This window comes from Streptomyces monticola (assembly GCF_042665355.1).
Classification (GTDB): Bacteria; Actinomycetota; Actinomycetes; order Streptomycetales; family Streptomycetaceae; genus Streptomyces; species Streptomyces monticola.
The window spans coordinates 843,864-863,509 of the sequence record NZ_JBHTCF010000001.1 but is presented as its reverse complement, the minus strand read 5'-3'; the positions used below and the strand labels follow the sequence as shown (position 1 = coordinate 863,509).

The 19,646-nt window shown below is 70.6% G+C and carries 14 protein-coding genes; 10 read left to right on the top strand and 4 right to left on the bottom strand.

Annotated elements, in window-relative coordinates:
• Nucleotides 1-131: 131 nt before the first annotated feature.
• A complete protein-coding gene (locus ACFQVC_RS03515) occupies nt 132-2,591 on the bottom strand; it encodes a SpoIIE family protein phosphatase (protein ID WP_381826253.1) in 2,460 nt (819 codons plus the stop codon).
• Nucleotides 2,592-2,806: 215 nt separating this feature from the next.
• Complete coding sequence (locus ACFQVC_RS03510) at nt 2,807-5,218, bottom strand: MFS transporter (protein WP_381826251.1); 2,412 nt, start codon at nt 5,216-5,218, stop codon at nt 2,807-2,809.
• 280 nt (nt 5,219-5,498) lie between these two features.
• Here ACFQVC_RS03510 and ACFQVC_RS03505 point away from each other — a divergent pair, with 280 nt between their 5' ends.
• Nucleotides 5,499-6,464: an alpha/beta hydrolase family protein gene (locus ACFQVC_RS03505; protein WP_381826249.1), complete on the top strand. Its 966-nt coding sequence runs from the start codon at nt 5,499-5,501 to the stop codon at nt 6,462-6,464.
• Between the two features lie 59 nt (nt 6,465-6,523).
• Here the strand turns inward: ACFQVC_RS03505 and ACFQVC_RS03500 are convergent, their stop codons facing one another.
• Nucleotides 6,524-6,967 (bottom strand): SRPBCC family protein, encoded by a 444-nt coding sequence (locus tag ACFQVC_RS03500; protein ID WP_381826247.1) that lies wholly within the window; start codon nt 6,965-6,967, stop codon nt 6,524-6,526.
• Between the two features lie 210 nt (nt 6,968-7,177).
• On the opposite strand from ACFQVC_RS03500, the gene ACFQVC_RS03495 reads away from it, so the two are divergent.
• From ACFQVC_RS03495 to ACFQVC_RS03480, 4 genes are all read left to right on the top strand, one after another.
• The gene (locus tag ACFQVC_RS03495) at nt 7,178-8,209 is read left to right on the top strand and encodes an Rv2578c family radical SAM protein (RefSeq protein ID WP_381826245.1); all 1,032 of its coding nucleotides are present in this window, start codon (nt 7,178-7,180) and stop codon (nt 8,207-8,209) included.
• Between the two features lie 154 nt (nt 8,210-8,363).
• Complete coding sequence (locus tag ACFQVC_RS03490; RefSeq protein WP_381826243.1) at nt 8,364-9,956, top strand: alpha/beta hydrolase; 1,593 nt, start codon at nt 8,364-8,366, stop codon at nt 9,954-9,956.
• Between the two features lie 117 nt (nt 9,957-10,073).
• Nucleotides 10,074-10,484: a RidA family protein gene (locus tag ACFQVC_RS03485; protein ID WP_381826241.1), complete on the top strand. Its 411-nt coding sequence runs from the start codon at nt 10,074-10,076 to the stop codon at nt 10,482-10,484.
• A gap of 81 nt (nt 10,485-10,565) precedes the next feature.
• Nucleotides 10,566-11,084: a GNAT family N-acetyltransferase gene (locus tag ACFQVC_RS03480; protein WP_381826239.1), complete on the top strand. Its 519-nt coding sequence runs from the start codon at nt 10,566-10,568 to the stop codon at nt 11,082-11,084.
• A gap of 53 nt (nt 11,085-11,137) precedes the next feature.
• Here the strand turns inward: ACFQVC_RS03480 and ACFQVC_RS03475 are convergent, their stop codons facing one another.
• Complete coding sequence (locus tag ACFQVC_RS03475; RefSeq protein WP_381826237.1) at nt 11,138-11,713, bottom strand: adenylosuccinate lyase; 576 nt, start codon at nt 11,711-11,713, stop codon at nt 11,138-11,140.
• Between the two features lie 387 nt (nt 11,714-12,100).
• Between ACFQVC_RS03475 and ACFQVC_RS03470 the strand changes: the two genes are divergently transcribed.
• The 5 genes from ACFQVC_RS03470 (at nt 12,101) to ACFQVC_RS03450 (ending at nt 19,642) form a co-directional block, all read left to right on the top strand.
• Nucleotides 12,101-13,885, top strand: a complete 1,785-nt coding sequence (locus ACFQVC_RS03470) for a 3-hydroxyacyl-CoA dehydrogenase family protein (RefSeq protein WP_381826235.1) — start codon at nt 12,101-12,103, stop codon at nt 13,883-13,885.
• Nucleotides 13,886-13,958: 73 nt separating this feature from the next.
• Entirely contained in the window at nt 13,959-14,789 is an 831-nt protein-coding gene (locus tag ACFQVC_RS03465) for a TetR family transcriptional regulator (protein ID WP_381826233.1), read from the top strand.
• Between the two features lie 453 nt (nt 14,790-15,242).
• Nucleotides 15,243-16,580 carry a crotonyl-CoA carboxylase/reductase gene (ccrA, locus tag ACFQVC_RS03460; protein ID WP_381826231.1) on the top strand — a complete coding sequence of 446 codons (1,338 nt, stop codon included), beginning with the start codon at nt 15,243-15,245 and terminating at the stop codon, nt 16,578-16,580.
• Between the two features lie 18 nt (nt 16,581-16,598).
• On the top strand, nt 16,599-18,626 hold the full coding sequence (locus ACFQVC_RS03455) for a protein meaA (protein ID WP_381826229.1): 2,028 nt from the start codon (nt 16,599-16,601) through the stop codon (nt 18,624-18,626).
• Nucleotides 18,623-19,642, top strand: coding sequence for an HpcH/HpaI aldolase/citrate lyase family protein (locus ACFQVC_RS03450; RefSeq protein WP_381826227.1), 1,020 nt, complete (start codon nt 18,623-18,625; stop codon nt 19,640-19,642). Before ACFQVC_RS03455 ends, ACFQVC_RS03450 begins: the two co-directional genes overlap by 4 nt.
• The last annotated feature ends 4 nt before the right edge of the window (nt 19,643-19,646 follow it).

The following is a 19,646-nucleotide window of genomic DNA, read 5'->3' as shown; positions in this document are numbered from 1 at the left end:
AGCAGGGACAAGCTGCCCGCGCACACCTTCACTGATCGTTCGACGGAAGGGTGCCGGCGCACGCCCCCACGGGGCTCCCCCGGACAGCCGTCAAAGGCGGCCCTGCGGGGCCACCGACGGCCCTGCGGGGGTCAGCGGCGCCCGCGCGGCAGCGTCAGCTCGAACCACACGGACTTACCCGATCCGGTACGGCTCGCACCCCACTCCTTGGAGAGGCTGCTCACCACGGTGAGGCCGCGCCCGCTTTCGTCCGCGGCGCCCGCGCTGCACAGTGTGGGCAGCGTGTGATCGTCGTCCTCGACCTCGCACAGCAGCACGTCGGTACGGACCAGGCGCAGTTCCACCGGCCGGCTGTGGGAGTACCGCAAGGCATTGGTGACCAGCTCGCTGACCATCAACTCCATGCTGTCCAGCACGTGTTCGAGATCCCAGGCGAGCAGCTGCGCCCGCACGAGACGGCGCGCACGGGCCGTCTCGCGGGTGTCGAGGTCGAGCCGCCAGCTCGCCACGTCCTCGGCGGCGATGCCGTTGAGACGGGCCATGAGCAGGGCCACGTCGTCCTTGCGGCCACCGCGTGTGTTGAGGGCGCGGATGATGGTGTCGCAGGCGTCGTCCATGGACGCGGCGGGGTGGGCGGCCGACTCGCAGAGGGTGGCGAGACCCACGCCGATGTCCTCGCCGCGCACCTCCACCAGGCCGTCGGTGCACATCACCAGGCGGTCGCCGGGCGCGACGGGGAGGCGTACGGCCTCGAACGGCACGCCGCCGACGCCTATCGGGGCGCCCGTGGGCAGTTCGAGCAGCTCGCTGCGGCCGTCGACGGCGCGCACGATCACGGGCGGGATATGGCCGGCGTTGGCGATGTTGAGCTCGCCCGCGATGGGGTCGTACACCGCGTAGAGGCAGGTCGCGAGGTACTGCTCGCCGAGCCGCTGCGCCAAGTCGTCCAGATTGCGCAGAAGTTGGGCCGGGGGCAGATCGAGTGCGGCCATCGTCTGCACGGCGGTACGCAACTGGCCCATCATCGCTGCGGAGTTCAGACCGTGCCCCATGACGTCGCCGACGACGAGGGCCGTACGCGAACCGGGCAGTTTGACGGAGTCGAACCAGTCGCCGCCGACCCGGCCCAGGAGGGTGCCCGGCAGATAGCGGGTGGCGATGTCACAGCCGGACATACGCGGCGCGATATGCGGCAGCATGCTGTCCTGGAGGGTCTCGGCGACGCTCTCCTGGTACGTGTACATGCGCGCGTTGTCGAGTACGAGCCCCGCGCGGGCGGCGAGTTCGGCGCCGGTGACCCGGTCCATGTCGTTGAACTCCACGCGCTCCGGGTGGCGGAGCAGGATCATGAAGCCGAGCACGACATTGCGCGCCTTGAGCGGTACGACCAGCATCGACCGGTTGTTGATCAGCGGCCGGATGTCGCGCTTCTCGAACTGCGCGGCGATCGCGGTGCCCATCTCCTCGCTGATCCGCGGCACCAGAACCGGCTGGCCCGTGGTCATGCACTGGAAGAACGGGGTGTGCACGGGGAACGGCATGGACTCGCCGACCGGCACGACGTCGTCCCAGCGGCCCGGCTCGTCGGTGTGCTCGACAGCCACGCGGTGCCACATCGTCGTCGCGTCCGGCGGCCCTTCGGGGAACCCTTCGCCCGCCACGACCTGTTCGCGCAGATAGGTGCCCGCTACGTCCGTGAAGCGCGGGACGACGGCCCTGCTGACCTCGATGATGGTCCGCGACAGGTCGAGGGACGAACCGATGCGCCCGCTGACCTCGTTCAGGAACTCCAGGTGCTCGCGCACCGCGGCGTATTCGAGGTCCTCCGCCTCGTCCTCGGCCGGGAGCTCGGGCCGCGCGGGAAGACCGGCGGCCACGGCCTGCGCCGCGAGGCGTTTGCGGGCCTTGCGCTCGGCGCGCCGCGGCACTCCCCAGTCGGGGGTCACCGGCACCCGGTCGTGCTGGCTGAACTCCAGGACCGGATAGCCGAGTTCAAGGATCTGGGCGACGATACGGGAGCCCTCGCCGACACTCATGCTGGGCAGGATCTCGGGCAGCCTGCGGGCCAGCTCCTCGGAGCCGGGGAACTCGGTGTGCAGCGCGAAGCCCGGAGCTATGCGCTCGGCGGTGATGTCCGTGTCGTCCGCGGCGCTCTCGTCCTGCAGCCGGTCCGCGTCGGCGGCGAGCACGAGCAGCCGCTCGGGTCCGGGGCCCACCAGCGGATAGGCCCACCACAGCACGTCGACGCGGTCGTGCCCCGCTTCGGAGAGCCGGGCGCGGCCGGCCGCGGGGTAGGAGGTGCGGCCGCCGAGGGAGGCCTCCAGGTCGGGCCCCAACTCGCCGTATTCGTCATAGCCTTCGAAGGCTGCCTCGGGCTGCGCCGACCGGTCCTCGGGCAGCGCGCCGGACACCGGGAGCAGATCGACGGCGCTGCGGCCCACCGCCTCGTCCTTTTCGTACCCGAACAGGCGGCGCGCGCCGCTGCTCCAGTGCGAGACCAGGCCCGCTCCGTCGACGACGACCACGGCCAGCGGAATACGACCGGCCACGGCTGACTGCGTCACCGGCCCATCCGGAGTGGCACGCTCCATGGTCTGGGCTCCTTCCCCTGGCGCCGCGAAGATCTGCGGTGCCACCCCCAAGGTACGACCGCTGCGGCCCACCGTGTGCGGCATCTTCGGAAATTCGACCGGTCCGGTACGCGGGCGGCGCCCCCATTCCCGACCGGGCCGGCGCCACCGACGCATCGCAGCCCCCGCGCCGGTCGCCCCCCCTCGTGGCCCGGCGGGCCCCGAGCCCCGAACCCTCAGTCCTCGTGCCCCAGTTGGAGGTCGCGCTCGGTGCGGCCGCCCCCGGCGACCTGGAGCACCGTGGCCACCGGCGGGTAGCCGGCCGCGATCACCGTGTACTCGCCGGACGAGAGGTCGACGAAGCGGAAGGTGCCGTCGGGGCCTGTGGTGAGCGTGTCGACGACATTGCCCGCCGCGTCGAGCAGGGTGACACGGGCGTCCTCCACAGGGCGGCCGCCGCTCGCCCGCACGGTGCCGCGGAGCACGGCGCCGCCGGCGAGTTCGATGTCCTGCCGGGTCTCGCGGGAGGCCTGCACGCTGACCGGCACGGCGGCCGGGCGGAAGGCGGGGGCGCTGGCGGCGAGGGTGTACTCGCCGGCCACCAACTCCGTGATCACATACCCCCCTTCGCGCCCGCTGCGGGTGGTGGCGACGACCTCGCCGCGTACGTCGGTGAGTGTCACGGCGGCGTCCCTGACCGGGGTGCCGTCCGCGGTCACGACCAGACCGGCGAGCCGGCCCGCGCCGCCGAGCACCACGTCGAGCTCGACGGGCCGATCGCCGACGGTGACGGAGACGGCCTGCGGCTGGTGTCCACCCGCGGCGGCGATCAGGACGTAGGCACCGGCGCCCGGTGTCGAGAGCGCGTACCGTCCGTCCTCGCCGCTCGCGCCGCGGCCGATCTGCTGCCCGGTGACGTCGATCAGGGTGAGCGCGGCGCGCGGCACGCTGGTGCCGTCGGAGTGCTGCACGGTGCCGCAGACGGGCACCCCGGCCGCGTACGACGTGCGGGCCTGCGGGACCGGGGCGACGGGCTCGGCGGCGGCACTGTGGGCGGCGGCACTCGGCGAGTTGGCAGACAAGAGGGGGGTCTCCTTCAGGAACAGGGCGATGAGGAGGCCGAGTACGAGGACCGGCACGAGGTAGAGGAAGATCCGCGGCATGGCGTCCGCGTAGGCGAGGATGTAGCCCTCGCGCAGCGACTCGGGGAGCTGGTACACGAGTTGCGGGGTGATCGACTCGGGATCGGGCAGCTCGGCCCCGGCCGGCACCCGGTCGGAGAGCGCGTCGGCGAGCCGGTCGGCGAAGAGGGTGCCGAAGACGGCGGCGCCGACGCTGCCGCCGATCTGCCGGAAGTAGTTGTGCGCGCTGGTGGCGGTGCCGAGGTCGGCGGTCGGCACGGCGTTCTGCACGGCGAGGATCAGCACCGGCATGATGAGGCCGATACCGACGCCGAGTACGCCCATCCAGATGCTGTAGTCCAGGCGCGAGGTGTCCGCTTCGAGGCGGGACAGCAGCCACATGCCCACGGACGAGACGGCGCCGCCGAGGATCGGGTAGAGGCGGTAGTGCCCGGTGTGGCTGATGAGCTGGCCCGAGACGATCGAGGCGGCGACGATGCCGATCATCATGGGCAGCATCAGCAGACCCGACTCGGTGGCGCTGGCCCCGTCCACCATCTGCAGGAAGGTCGGCAGATAGCTGGCGGCGCCGAACATCCCGACGCCGACGACCATTCCGACGACGCTGGTGATGTTGAAGGTGCGGTCGCGGAACAGCCGCAGCGGGATGAGGGGTTCGGCCGCGAAGCGCTCGACCACGACGAACAGCGCGGTGGAGACGACCGCACCGGCGCCGAGCCCGATGATGACGCGGTCCCCCCACTCGTACTCCGTACCGCCCCAACTGGTCAGCAGCACAAGGCAGGTGGAGGCCACGGCGAGCAGGATCGCGCCGAGCACGTCGAAGCGGGGCTTCGCGGTGGGCTTGGGGAGCTTGAGGACGACCGCGATGACGGCGAGGGTCAGCAGGCCGAACGGCACGTTGATGTAGAAGCACCAGCGCCAGGAGGCATGGTCGGTGAAGAAGCCGCCGAGCAGCGGGCCCGCGACGGAGGCGAGGCCGTAGGCGGCGCCGATGACGCCCATGTAGCGGCCGCGTTGGCGGGGCGGCACGATGTCCGCGATGATCGCCTGTACGCCGATCATGAGGCCGCCCGCGCCGATGCCCTGGATGGCCCGGAAGGCGATGAGCTGGTCCATGGTGCGGGACCAGCCGGCGAGCGCGGAGCCGACGATGAACACGACGATCGCGAACTGGAAGACGCTCTTGCGCCCGAGGAGGTCGCCGAGCTTGCCGTAGACGGGCAGCCCGATGGTGGCGGTGAGCAGATACGCGGTGATCGCCCAGGACATCTTGTCCAGGCCGTGCAGCTCGCCGACGATCTTCGGCAGTGCGGTGGCGACGATCATCTGCTCAAGGGCGGCGAGCAGCAGGGCGAGCATCAGGCCCATGAAGACCATCCGCACCCGGCGCGGGCTGAGACCGTGCGCGGGCTCCGGCGCCTTGTCCGCGGGCGGCGGCGGGGGCTGCTCCGCCGCTGTGGCCACGGGGGCCTGCTCGTCCTTCACCAGCGTCGTCCCACCCACGTATCCGCTCCCCTCGTTCGCGCCTGCGCCGCCCATTTCTCGCATTACGCGACAACCATGAGCAACTGAGCGGATCACTCCAAAGGAGGGCTACGCCCCTCGGTTCCAGGGCTGTTGGGCGTGATGCGCACCACCTGGACCTTGGTGTTTGATCCACAGCGCGCTAGCGGCGGGCACAATCGGGAAGCGCCGGAAACCACCCGAACCAGCGACCTCCATCAGGGCGTTGTGCCGCCGCCGTGGCACGCGCGGAGGCGCCTCAGCGAAGGCCAGGACTCTCATGGATGCCCAACTGCCGCCCGTACTCGCCTCGGTGACCGCAGGCGACGGCGGGGCGTCGTTCGTACTCCGCGCGCTGCGTGCCGCGGATCCGTCGGCACCGGTGACCGTGATCCTGCCGGCGATGGGCACTCCGGCCAGGTTCTACGCGCCGTTCGCGCACGCCCTGCACGGCGAGGGCCTGTCGGTGGTGACGGTGGATCTGCGCGGCCAGGGCGAGTCCGCGCCGCGCACCGGCCGGGGTGTGCGCTTCGGCTACCGGGAGATCGTCGAGGTGGACCTGCCCGCGGTGCTCGCCGCGGTGCGCGGTCAATTCCCGGGCGTTCCCCTGGTGTTGCTCGGCCACAGCCTCGGGGGCCAGCTCGGCCTGCTGCACGCGGCGACGACCGGTGAGCGCGTGGACGCGCTCGCGCTGATCGCCAGCGGCTCGGTCTGGTACCGGGGTTTCGGCCCCCTGCTCGGGCCGCGCAATCTCGTGGGCAGCCAGCTCATCGCCGGCGTCTGCGCGCTACGGGGCCACTGGCCCGGGCGGCGCCTCGGCTTCGGCGGCGATCAGCCGGGCGGGGTGATGCGGGACTGGGCCCGCCAGGCGCGTACGGGGCGCTACACGCTCGACGGCAGCTCCGTGGACTACGAAAGCGCCCTGCGCGCACTCGCGTTGCCGCTGCTGATGGTGGGCGTGGACAACGACGCGCTGGCGCCCGCCGGTGCGCGCGAGCATCTGCTCTCGAAGGTGCCGAACGCGGCGATCGACCGCTGGCAGTACGGCGAGGACGCGGCCGGGGGCAAGCGCGTCGACCACTTCCGCTGGGTACGCCACCACGCGGGGCTCGGCCGGCACGTCGCCCAGTGGACGCTCAAGGCGACGGCGGACAGCGGCTGTCCGGACACGGAGAGGGCGGACAGCGGCGGCGGTCGGGCCGCGGAGAGCCCGGACAGCGGCGGTGGGCCGGGCGCAGCCGTCTGAACGGCGCCGAAAGCGCGGCCCACCGCGCGCCTCACTTCTCCGGGCTCACCACTCCTGGCTCACTTCTCCAGCTCGGCCGCGAACTTGGTGAGCAGGGCGTCGTAGATCCGGCCGAGTCCCTTGGGGGCGAAGGTCTTCTCGAAGAAGCCGCCGATACCGCCCGCGCCGTTCCACACGCTCGATACGACGACCTTGGACTTTCCTTCACCCGCGGGGGTGACGGTCCAGGTGGTGACCATCGACGAGTTGCGGTCCTTCTCGACGAGCTGCCCGTCGGTGGGCTCGGTCACCTCCAGGAGGCAGTCGCGGATCCGCTTGCTGGTGGCCTGCAGCTTCCAGTGCACGAGGGTGCCCTCGCCGTCGCCGCCCTCACGTACCTCGTACTCGCTGAAGTGCTCGGGCAGCACCTTCGCGCGCGTGCCCTTGTAGTCGGCGAGCGCGTCGAAGACATCGTCCGGGTCCGCCGCGATGATCCGCTCGGTCACGGCCTCGACCTGTGCCATGGCACTTCCTCCACTGCTTTGCTCTCGGGGGATTCGGGGTCCTGCGTACCCCATTGTGGCGCGTTGACGTAGTCCGCCGGGACGTGGGGCGAAAGCCCGTGACCGCTCGGCACCCCACTCGTTCGGGCCCCGCCGGGGCCGCCGCCCCCAGGTCGCACGATCATGGGAACGTGTGTTCTATTGTGGGGTCAGTGCTACCGAGGAGGCACCATGCGCTGGGACAACCTGACCGCCGACGACGCCGCACTCTTCGGCGCGGACGCGGTCACCACGCGGACCTTCGACACTCCGGAGTTCCGCGGCATCACCTTCCACGAGATCCGCGCCAAGTCGATCGTGAACCGGGTGCCCGGCGCCTCCCGTATGCCCTTCGAGTGGACCGTGAATCCATACCGCGGCTGCACGCACGCGTGCGTGTACTGCTTCGCCCGCAAGACGCACAGTTATCTGGACCTGGACACGGGGCTCGGCTTCGACTCCCAGATCGTGGTGAAGGTCAACGCTCCGGAGCTGCTGCGCCGCCAGCTCACCGCGCGGCGCTGGCACGGCGACCACATCGCGATGGGCACGAACGTCGACTGCTACCAGCGGGCGGAGGGCCGCTATCGCCTCATGCCGGGCATCATCGCCGCCCTGCGCGACCACGCGAACCCCTTCTCCATCCTGACCAAGGGCACGCTGATCCTGCGCGATCTGGATCTGCTGCGACAGGCCGCCGAGGTCACCGAGGTCGGCATCTCGGTCTCCGTCGGCTTCACCGACCACTCCTTGTGGCGCACCGTCGAGCCGGGAACCCCGGCACCCGAGCGCCGTCTGGAGGTCGTGCGCACCCTCACCGACAACGGCATCGGGTGCGGCGTCCTGATGGCCCCCGTGATCCCCTTCCTCGGCGACTCCCCCGACCAACTGCGGGCCACAGTGCGGGCGATAGCCGCCTCGGGCGCCACCTCGGTGACGCCCCTGGTGCTGCATCTGCGCCCCGGCGCCCGCGAGTGGTTCATGGCCTGGCTGGCCGAACACCACCCGCATCTCGTCCGCCGCTATGAGCGTCTGTACGCGGAAGGCGCCTACGCCCCCAAGTGGTACCAGCGCCGGATCACCCGCCATGTGCACGAACTGGCCCAGGAGTACGGCATCGGCCCGGCACACTCCGCCCGCGCCCGGCGCATCACACCGCCGCCTGCGGCGCCGTCACCGGCGGCTCCCGCGACAGAGCACTCCACCCAACTCACCCTCCTCTGACGCTCCACAGGACGGGGATCGGCGCTCCGTAGCCCACCTGGCGCTCCATAGGGTCGACTTCCGGCAGAACATGCCCTTCCGGGCGGATTTTCCGGGACGATGCGGCGGGGGGCTGTGGCATGCACAGTCCGAACTCCCCGTCTCGGGAGGTCAGATGAGAAAACGTGTCATCGCGCTGTTCGGCGTCGTCGCCGCAGTGGGGGGAATGGCCACCGCGGTTCCGTCCGCGGCGGGCGCCGCCGGCACCGAAGGGGCACCCGCCCCCGCGGCTCGTACGACCCTGAAGTGGAAGGACTGCGCCACCGACGCCTATCCGGCACTGCAGTGCGCGACGTTGAAGGTGCCGCTCGACCACGGCAGGCCGGGCGGCGAGAAGATCACCCTGGCGCTGTCCCGGGTGCGGCACACCGACACCGCGAACTTCCAGGGCCCGCTCCTGGTCAACCCCGGCGGCCCGGGCGGCAGCGGCCGCACCCTCGCCGGATTCGTGGCGGGCTCACTGCCCAAGAAGCTCGCCGCGCAGTACGACGTCATCGGCTTCGACCCGCGCGGTGTGGGCGCCAGCAAGCCCGCACTCGACTGCCGCCCGGGCCACTTCGATCCGGTGCGCCCGGACCCGGTCCCGTCGACGGCGGCGATCGAGCGGGCCAACCTCGACCGTGTGCGGGCCTTCGCGGCCGCCTGCGGCAAGAAGTACGGCAGCCTCCTGACGTACATCGACACCGTCAGCGCGGCCCGTGACATGGACGTGATCCGCCGCGCCGTGGGCGCCAAGAAGATCAACTACTTCGGCTACTCGTACGGCACCTACCTCGGCGCCGTTTACGCCAAGCTCTACCCGGAGCGGGTCCGCCGGGCCGTCCTCGACTCCGTCGTCGACCCGACCGGGGTCTGGTACCGCGACAACCTCGACCAGGACTACGCCTTCGACGCCCGCCACAAGGCGTTCGCCGCCTGGGTCGCCAAGCACGACAAGACGTACAGGCTCGGCACCGACCCCGCCGGGGTCGAGGCCAAGTGGTACGAGATGCGCAAGGCGGTCGCCAAGAAGCCCGCGGGCAAGAAGGTCGGCCCCGGCGAACTGGAGGACACCTTCCTTCCCGGCGGCTACTACAACGGCTTCTGGCCCGCTCTGGCCGAGGCCTTCGCCGCGTACGTCAACGACAAGGACGACGTACCGCTGGTCGAGGCGTACGAGAACTTCGCGGCCATCGACGCGGCAGGAGACAACGGCTACTCGGTCTACACATCCGTGGAGTGCCGCGACGCCGACTGGCCGCGGAACTGGAACCGCTGGCGCCACGACAACTGGAAGGTGCACGCCAAGGCACCCTTCATGGCCTGGAACAACGCCTGGTACAACGCCCCGTGCGCCTTCTGGCCGACCCGGCACCTGAGCCCGCCGGACATCGCCAACGCCAAGCTGCCGCCGGTGCTGCTGTTCCAGGCCACCGATGACGCGGCCACGCCGTACGAAGGCGCTGTCGTCGTCCACCGCAAGCTGCGCGGTTCGAGCCTCGTGGTGGAGCAGGGCGGCGGCAACCACGGCATCACTCTGAGCGGAAGCACCTGCCTGGACCGCTACTTGACGGACTACCTCGCCACCGGCGAGGTCCCGCGCGGCTCCGGCGAGGCCGACGCCACCTGCGCGGCCCTGCCCGATCCGGTGCCGGCGGCCGCGGCGGCCGGCTCCTCGGCACCCTCAGGTTCGAGCAGCCTGCACGGCCTGCTCAGGCACCGCCGCTGACGACCGTGCCGGGGTGCACGCACGCGTGCACCCCGGCATGCGAGTGCGTGCACCCCGGCACGTGACCGCGCGCACCCCGGCACGTGGCGGTGAAGTCGCGGAGGCGAGGATGTGGTCATGCAGGCCAAGAACGGACTCACCCATATCCCCGCCCCGGACGGCGTCTTCCCGGCGACCGCGTACACGCACGTGGTGACGGGCAGCGGCCGTCTCGTCGCCGTCTCCGGGCAGCTGCCCATCGACGAGAACGGCGAACTGGTCGGCGAGGGCGACCCGGCGGCACAGGCCCGCCAGGTCTTCGAGAACCTGCGCCGCTGCCTCGCCGCGGCGGGTGCCGGTTTCCCCGATGTGGTGAAGCTGACGTATTTCGTCACGGATATGGCGCATCTGCCCGCCGTCCGCGCCGCGCGCGACGAGTTCCTCGACCCGCAGCGCCTCCCGGCCGCCTCCGCGGTGCAGGTGTCCGCCCTCGTCGGACCCCAATTCCTGATGGAGATCGAGGCGTTGGCGATCGTCGCGCAGGAGTGACGCCCGGCGTCCGCACCGGCGGGGGCGCGCCCGCGCGTAAAGGAGATCGCCGTACCGGCGATCCGGCCCTAAGGTGCGGCCATGGACGTGTACGTACGGGAGATGACCGAGGCCGACTGCCCCGCCGTGGCCGAAATCCGGGTGCTGGGCTGGCAGTTCGCGTACGCGGGCCTGATCCCGCAGTCATATCTCGACGCGATGAGCGTCATCGACGACCGGGAGCGCTGCCGCGACCGGCTCGCCCGCGCCGCACAGGGCGTGGTGGCCCTGGTCGCCGAGCGCGCGGGCACGGTCGTCGGCTGGGCCAGCTTCGGCCCGTACCGCGACGGCGATCTGCCGCCCACCGCGACCGAGTTGTACGCCTTGTACGTCCACCCGGACCACATCGGCACCGGCGCGGGCCGCGCCCTGGCGGCGGAGGTCGTCGCCCGCTGCTCGGCCTCCGGCACTCCGCGCCTGCTGCTGTGGGTCCTGAAGGGCAACTCCCGCGCCCGCCGCTTCTACGAACTTGCGGGCTTCGCCCCCGACGGCGCCGAGGAGCCGTTCGAGGTGGAAGGGGTACCGGTGCCCGAGGTGCGGTACGCGCGCACGCTCCACTGAGGGGCACCTGCCGCGAAGCCCCCGCTCACACGGACCCCTTCAGTCCTCCCCCTTCACTCCTCCCCGATCCGCGCCAGCGCGGCCGTCGCCGCCGCGGCCAGGCGTGGCTGGGAGCGGGCGGCGACGAGTACATGCACCGCGCGCTTGTCCGCGAGGGCGCCGAGTCCTTCGACGCAGGCGAGGGCCACGCGCCAGTACGGGTCGCGGGGTTTGGACAGGCGCCGTTCCAGGGTGGTGATCAGCGCGGGCACCGACTCGGGGGCGCGCAGCGCGGTGAGCAGCCGCACGGGGTGCAGGGCGTAGGCGACGCGGAGTTCATTGGTGGCGAGGGCCGCGGCGGCGCGGGCGGTGCGCGGATCGCCGAGTTTGGCGAGCGCCTGCGCGGCGGAGGCGCAGCGCTCGGGGTCACGGTGGTTGAGCAGCAGGACGAGGGCCTCGAAGGCGCGCCGGTCGCCCGCGCGGCCGAGCCGGAAGGCGGCGATCTCCCGTGCCCACAGGGGCTGTTCGGGGGCGGTGAGCACCCGGGCGAGCTCGTCGTGATCGTCCGTCGCGCACAGGCTCCGGAAACGTGCCGACCCCCCGGACTCCTTCCGTAAGCGTTCCGTGACCGAACGCAACTCTTCGTCCATGTAGCCAGCGTAGCGACCGGGCGCGAGGGCGCGGGGCGGCGATCCAGGTCACAGACTCCAGGGGCTGGCGCGCTCGTTACTCGCCGGTTAAGCTCATAAGAGCGGGTCACACCCGCACCCTCTCGGCGGCCTGGTGACGCAGCCGCCGAGTGTCTGTCGGTTCGGCTTTCAGCACGACGCGTACGACGCGGCCTCGGGACAGGGCCCGTCGCTTCTCACCGGCTCGCCGCCGCCCTTCTGCGCGGTGCCCCGGTTTCGACACGCAACTCCCGCACGCAGCAACGCAGTTCGCCCCTCGGCGCCCGGCGGCCCGTCGCCGTGACGCCGCCGGGCCCCTGCCGCCGTGCGCCCTCTCAGTCGTCACTCACACTCTTCCTGGAGTCCGCGATGGACCGTCCCTCTTTGCACACCGTCGCCGTCATCGGCCTCGGCACCATGGGCACCGGAATCGCCGAAGTCCTGGCCCGCGCGGGCCGCGAGGTCATCGGTATCGACATCAGCGAGGTGGCCGCCACGCAGGCCGTCTGCGCCCTGGAGGCGTCGACCGCGCGGTCCGTGCAGCGCGAGCGCATCAGCGAGCAGGAGCGCCGCGACGCGCTCGCCCGCTTCCGTACGTTCACCGATCTGCAGGCCGCGGCCGAGGCCGACCTGGTGATCGAGGTGGTGCCCGAGACGTACGAGATCAAGAACCAGGTCTTCCGCGAACTCGACGCGATCGTGCGCCCCGACGCGATCATCGCCACCGGCACCAACGCCCTGTCGGTGACCCGGCTCGCCGCCGACTCGGCCAAGCCCGACCGCGTCCTTGGGCTGCACTTCTTCAACCCGGCCCCGGCGATGAAACTGGTCGAGGTGGTCTCCTCGGTGCTCACCGACCCGCAGGCCGTCGAGGCCGTGACCGCGCTCGCGCTCGACCTCGGCAAGGAGCCGGTCTCGGTCGGCGACCGCCCCGGATTCGTCGCGGACGGGCTGCTCTTCGGCTATCTCAACCAGGCCGCGGCGATGTACGAGGCCAAGTACGCCTCGCGCGAGGACATCGACGCCGCGATGAAGCTGGGCTGCGGCCTTCCGATGGGCCCGCTGGCACTGCTCGACCTGATCGGTATCGACACCGCGCGCACCGTCCTCGACGCCATGTACGCCGCGTCCCGCGACCGCCTGCACGCGCCCGCGCCGATCCTGAAGCAGCTCAGCGAGGCGGGTCTGACCGGCCGCAAGTCGGGCCGCGGTTTCTACACGTACGCGGAGCCGGGCAGCGCCGATGTCGTCCGCGACGCCCTCACTCCGCTGGAGAACGCGCAGCTCGCCCACGGCCGCACCGTCGACTCGGTGGGCGTCGCCGGTTCGGGCACCATGGCCTCCGGTATCGCCGAGGTCTTCGCGAAGGCCGGTTTCTCGGTGGTGCTCGCGGCGCGCAGCCAGGAGAAGGCCGAGACCGCCAAGTCCCGTATCGGCAAGTCGCTTTCGCGCTCGGTCACCAAGGGCCGGATGACGCAGGAGAAGGCCGACGAGACCCTCGCCCGGATCACCGCGGCGGGCACGCTCGACTCCTTCGCCGATGTCGATCTGGCGGTGGAGGCGGTCGCCGAGGACCTGGAGGTCAAGCAGCAGCTGTTCGCCACTCTGGACAAGGTGTGCAAGCCGGGCGCGGTCCTGGCCACCACCACGTCCTCGCTGCCCGTCGTCGCCTGCGCCCGCGCCACCTCGCGCCCGCAGGATGTGATCGGGATGCACTTCTTCAACCCGGCCCCGGCGATGAAGCTGGTCGAGGTGGTCCGCACCGTGCTCACCGCGGACGATGCGCACGCCACCGTCCGCGAGGTGTGCGCCAGGGTCCGCAAGCACCCGGTGGACTGCGGCGACCGCGCCGGCTTCATCGTGAACGCGCTGCTCTTCCCGTATCTCAACAACGCGATCAAGATGGTGCAGGAGCACTACGCGACCCTCGATGACATCGACACCGCGATGCGGCTCGGCGGCGGCTACCCCATGGGCCCCTTCGAGCTCCTGGACGTCGTCGGCCTGGATGTCTCGCTCGCCATCGAGAAGGTCCTGCACCGCGAGTTCCGCGACCCCGGGCTCGCCCCTGCGCCGCTCCTTGAGCACCTGGTCGCGGCGGGCTGCCTCGGCCGCAAGACGGGGCGCGGCTTCCGCGAATATGCCAGGCGCTGAGCCGCACGCTGACTGGGGCGGGCTGCTCGGGGCGAACGGCAGCCCGCTCCCAGAGGCGCACCCAGCTGCGCACATGCAGTACGTTCGGTCCATGTCCAAGGCCGCCAAGTCCCCCCGTACGCCCGCATCCCCCGACGTCCCGGAGACCGCTGCCGGCTCACGCGCCGCGGCGCAGCGCCTGAAAATGCGCCGGGAGCTGGCGGCCGCGGCGATGGAACTGTTCGCGACCAAGGGGTACGAGGCGACGACCGTCGACGAGATCGCCGCGACGGCGGGGGTGGCGAGGCGCACCTTCTTCCGTCACTTCCGCTCCAAGGAAGAGGCGATCTTCCCGGACCATGACGACACCCTGATCCGTGCGGAGGCGGTTCTGAACGCCGCGCCCGCGCACGAGCACCCGCTCGACACGGTGTGCCGGGGCATCAAGGAAGTCATGAAGATGTACGCGGCCTCGCCTGCGGTCTCGGTCGAGCGCTACCGCCTGACGCGTGAGGTACCGACGCTGCGGGAGCGCGAGATCGCCTCGGTGGCCCGCTACGAGCGGTTGTTCACGCGCTATCTCCTGGGTCACTTCGACGAGCACGCGCACCACGACGGCAACGACGACCCGCTGCTCGCGGAGGTCGCGGCGTCGGCGGTGGTGACCGCGCACAACCACGTCCTGCGGCGCTGGCTCCGGGCAGGGGGCCAGGGCGATGTGGAGACCCAGCTGGACCACGCGTTCGCGATCGTACGGAAGACCTTCGGCACGGGGATCGGCGCGGGCCGGGATTCCGCGGCTCCCGCGGCCCCGGCGGCGAGCGTTTCGGCGCAGGGCGAGGTCCTGGTCACGGTCGCCAGGACCGACGCTCCCCTGGACGAGGTCATGCGCACCATCGAGGCGGCCCTGCGGGACCGCACCTAGCACGCACGAGCACCACCCTTCACGAGCGCCGGACGGGCCGAGGTTCAGCCCGTCCGGCGCTCGCGTCCTGTCAGGCACCGGCCATACCGCCTCTGACCTGCAATGATCGATCATCGCTCATCTGAAACCTCCCGGTGACAACTGAGAGAAATTGTTGGCACCGAGTGTCTTGTGCCCTGGCACGCCGTGCCATACCTTGAAGTCAGTCCGGGCGGCCGGCGTGCAGAGATCTTCCGTACGCCGGCTGTCCCCGCAAGCCCCGCACGGGGCATCGCGCCCGCCCGGACGCCTGCGTCACAGGCAACCTCCCGCGCCACACCAAGCGCTGCCGCAGCACCACCTCCGCCGAACCGACGGCACACCTCCACAGCAGCTCAGCACCACAGCAAGCCCGTACCCCGACGCACCCTCAAGCCGCGTTCCCGCAACGAGCGCGCTTCGCCGGAGGCACCCGTGAAGGAAATCCTGGACGCGATCCAGTCGCCGGACTCCACATCCGCCGACTTCGCCGCACTCCCCCTGCCCGACTCGTACCGCGCGATCACCGTGCACAAGGACGAGACGGAGATGTTCGAGGGGCTCGAGACCCGCGAGAAGGACCCGCGCAAGTCGATCCACCTGGACGACGTGCCGGTGCCCGAACTCGGCCCGGGCGAGGCCCTGGTGGCCGTGATGGCCAGCTCGGTCAACTACAACTCCGTGTGGACCTCGATCTTCGAGCCGCTGTCGACCTTCGGCTTCCTGGAGCGCTACGGCAGGCTCAGCGAGCTCACCAAGCGCCACGACCTGCCGTACCACATCATCGGCTCCGACCTCGCGGGCGTCGTCCTGCGCACCGGCCCCGGAGTCAACGCCTGGAACCCGGGTGACGAGGTCGTCGCGCACTGCCTGAGCGTCGAGCTGGAGTCCAGCGACGGCCACAACGACACGATGCTCGACCCCGAACAGCGGATCTGGGGCTTCGAGACCAACTTCGGCGGCCTCGCCGAGATCGCGCTCGTCAAGTCCAACCAGCTGATGCCCAAGCCGGACCACCTCAGCTGGGAGGAGGCGGCCGCTCCCGGGCTCGTGAACTCCACCGCGTACCGCCAGCTCGTCTCCCGCAACGGCGCCGACATGAAGCAGGGCGACAACGTCCTGATCTGGGGCGCGAGCGGCGGACTCGGCTCCTACGCCACGCAGTTCGCGCTCGCCGGCGGCGCCAACCCGATCTGCGTCGTCTCCAGCGAGCAGAAGGCCGACATCTGCCGCTCCATGGGCGCCGAGGCGATCATCGACCGCAGCGCCGAGGGCTACAAGTTCTGGAAGGACGAGCGCACTCAGGACCCGAAGGAGTGGAAGCGCTTCGGCAAGCGCATCCGCGAGTTCACCGGCGGCGAGGACATCGACATCGTCTTCGAGCACCCCGGCCGCGAGACCTTCGGCGCCTCCGTCTACGTCACCCGCAAGGGCGGCACGATCACCACCTGCGCCTCCACCTCGGGCTACATGCACGAGTACGACAACCGCTACCTGTGGATGTCCCTGAAGCGGATCATCGGCTCGCACTTCGCCAACTACCGCGAGGCGTGGGAGGCCAACCGCCTGATCGCCAAGGGCAAGATCCACCCCACCCTGTCGAAGGTGTACTCCCTGGAGGAGACCGGACAGGCCGCGTACGACGTGCACCGCAATCTCCACCAGGGCAAGGTCGGCGTGCTCGCACTCGCCCCGCGCGAGGGCCTGGGCGTGCGCGACGAGGAGAAGCGCGCCCAGCACATCGACGCCATCAACCGTTTCCGCAACGTCTGAGGGTCCGAGGTCCCGTAAATGACTGAGCGTCAGAAAGACCGGCCGTGGCTCATGCGCACCTATGCCGGTCACTCCACGGCAGAGGCGTCCAACGAGCTCTACCGGCGCAATCTCGCCAAGGGCCAGACCGGCCTTTCCGTCGCCTTCGACCTGCCGACCCAGACCGGCTACGACCCCGACCACATCCTCGCCCGCGGCGAGGTGGGCCGGGTCGGGGTCCCGGTCTCCCATCTGGGCGACATGCGGCGCCTGTTCCAGGACATCCCCCTGGAGCAGATGAACACCTCGATGACGATCAACGCCACCGCGATGTGGCTGCTCGCGCTCTACCAGGTGGTCGCCGAGGAGCAGGGCGCGGACGTCACCAAGCTGCAGGGCACGACGCAGAACGACATCGTCAAGGAGTATCTGTCGCGCGGGACGCATGTGTTCCCGCCGGGGCCGAGCCTGCGCCTGACCACCGACATGATCGCGTACACGGTCAACCACATCCCCAAGTGGAACCCGATCAACATCTGCAGCTACCACCTGCAGGAGGCCGGGGCCACTCCGGTGCAGGAGATCGCGTACGCCATGTCGACCGCGATCGCGGTGCTCGACGCGGTGCGTGACAGCGGCCAGGTGCCGCAGGAGCGCATGGGCGACGTGGTGGCGCGGATCTCCTTCTTCGTGAACGCGGGCGTGCGCTTCGTCGAGGAGATGTGCAAGATGCGGGCGTTCACCCGCATCTGGGACAAGGTCACGCGGGAGCGGTACGGGATCGAGAACGCCAAGCAGCGGCGCTTCCGCTACGGCGTCCAGGTCAACTCCCTCGGCCTGACCGAGGCCCAGCCGGAGAACAACGTCCAGCGGATCGTCCTCGAGATGCTGGCCGTCACCCTCTCCAAGGACGCACGCGCGCGTGCCGTCCAACTCCCCGCCTGGAACGAGGCCTTGGGCCTGCCCAGGCCGTGGGACCAGCAGTGGTCGCTGCGTATCCAGCAGGTACTGGCGCACGAGAGCGACCTGCTGGAGTACGAGGACATCTTCGCCGGTTCCCATGTGATCGAGGCCAAGGTGGAGGACCTCGTCACCGAGTCCCTGGCCGAGATCGAGCGGATCCAGGAGATGGGCGGCGCGATGGCGGCCGTCGAATCGGGCTACCTGAAGTCGCAGTTGGTCTCCTCGCACGCCGAGCGCCGGGCCCGTATCGAGGCCGGCGACGAGAAGATCGTCGGCGTCAACTGCTACGAGTCCACCGAGCCCAACCCGCTCACCGCCGACCTGGACACCGCGATCATGTCGGTGGACCCGGCGGTCGAGGGCGGGGTGGTGCGGGCCCTGCAGAACTGGCGCGACACCCGCTACCAGCCGCCGTTCAACCACCCGCGGCCCTGCAAGGCCCTGGAGAAGCTGAAGGAGGCCGCCGCGGGCGACGCCAACCTGATGGAGGCCACCGTCGAGTGCGCCCGCGCCGGCGTCACGACCGGCGAGTGGGCGGGCGCCCTGCGCGAGGTGTTCGGCGAGTTCCGCGCACCCACCGGCGTCTCGTCGGCCCCCGTCGCGGTGAGCGCCGAAGAGGGCACCCCGATGGCGGTCGTCCGCGAGAAGGTGGACCGCACCGCGCGGGAGCTCGGCAGCGGCAAACTCCGGCTCCTGGTGGGCAAGCCGGGCCTGGACGGACACTCCAACGGGGCCGAGCAGATCGCCGTACGCGCGCGTGACGCCGGTTTCGAGGTGGTCTACCAGGGCATCAGGCTCACCCCCGAGCAGATCGTCTCGGCCGCACTGGCCGAGGACGTGCACTGCGTGGGCCTGTCGATCCTGTCCGGCTCCCACGCCGAGCTGGTGCCCGACGTCCTCGACCGGCTGCGTGAGGCCGGGGCCGTGGACATCCCCGTCATCGTCGGCGGCATCATTCCCAACGGCGACGCCGACCAGCTGAAGCGTGCGGGTGTGGCCGCCGTCTTCACCCCGAAGGACTTCGGTATCACGGAGATCATCGGCCGTATCGTCGACGAGATCCGGAAAGCGAACAAGCTCGACCCCCTGGAGGTCCCCGCATGACCCAGCCCGCCCACCCGTCTCCCGGCCACCACCCCTCAACGAGCGGCTCCGCCGCACACCTTCCTGATCGCCTTCGCCCGCGCCGTTCGTGCCTGGCCGTGCCCGGTTCGAACCCGCGCTTCCTGGAGAAGGCCCAGGGCCTGCCGGCCGACCAGGTCTTCCTCGACCTGGAGGACGCCTGCGCCCCGCTGGCCAAGCCCGAGGCCCGGCACACCATCGTGAAGTTCCTCAACGAGGGCGACTGGACGGGCAAGACGCGGGTCGTGCGCGTCAACGACTGGACCACCGAGTGGACCTACCGCGATGTCGTCACGGTCGTCGAGGGAGCGGGCCCGAACCTCGACTGCATCATGCTGCCGAAGGTGCAGACCGCGGACCAGGTCGTCGCCCTCGATCTCCTCCTCACCCAGATCGAGAAGACGATGGGCTTCGAGGTCGGCAAGATCGGCATCGAGGCGCAGATCGAGAACGCGCAGGGCCTGAACAACGTCAACGCGATCGCGCAGGCCTCCCCGCGGATCGAGACGATCATCTTCGGCCCGGCCGACTTCATGGCGTCGATCAATATGAAGTCCCTGGTCGTCGGCGAGCAGCCGCCCGGCTACGGCGCCGACGCGTACCACTACATCCTGATGAAGATCCTGATGGCCGCCCGCGCCAACGACCTCCAGGCGATCGACGGCCCCTATCTGCAGATCAAGAACGTCGACGGCTTCCGCGAGGTCGCGGGCCGTGCCGCCGCCCTCGGCTTCGACGGCAAGTGGGTGCTCCACCCCGGCCAGGTCGACGCGGCCAACGAGGTGTTCTCGCCCTCGCAGGAGGACTACGACCACGCCGAGCTGATCCTGGACGCCTACGACTACTACACGTCGGAGGCGGGCGGAAAGAAGGGCTCCGCGATGCTCGGCGACGAGATGATCGACGAGGCCAGCCGCAAGATGGCGCTCGTCATCTCCGGCAAGGGCCGCGCCGCCGGCATGAAGCGCACGTCCAAGTTCGAGGCCCCGGAGGCGTAAGACC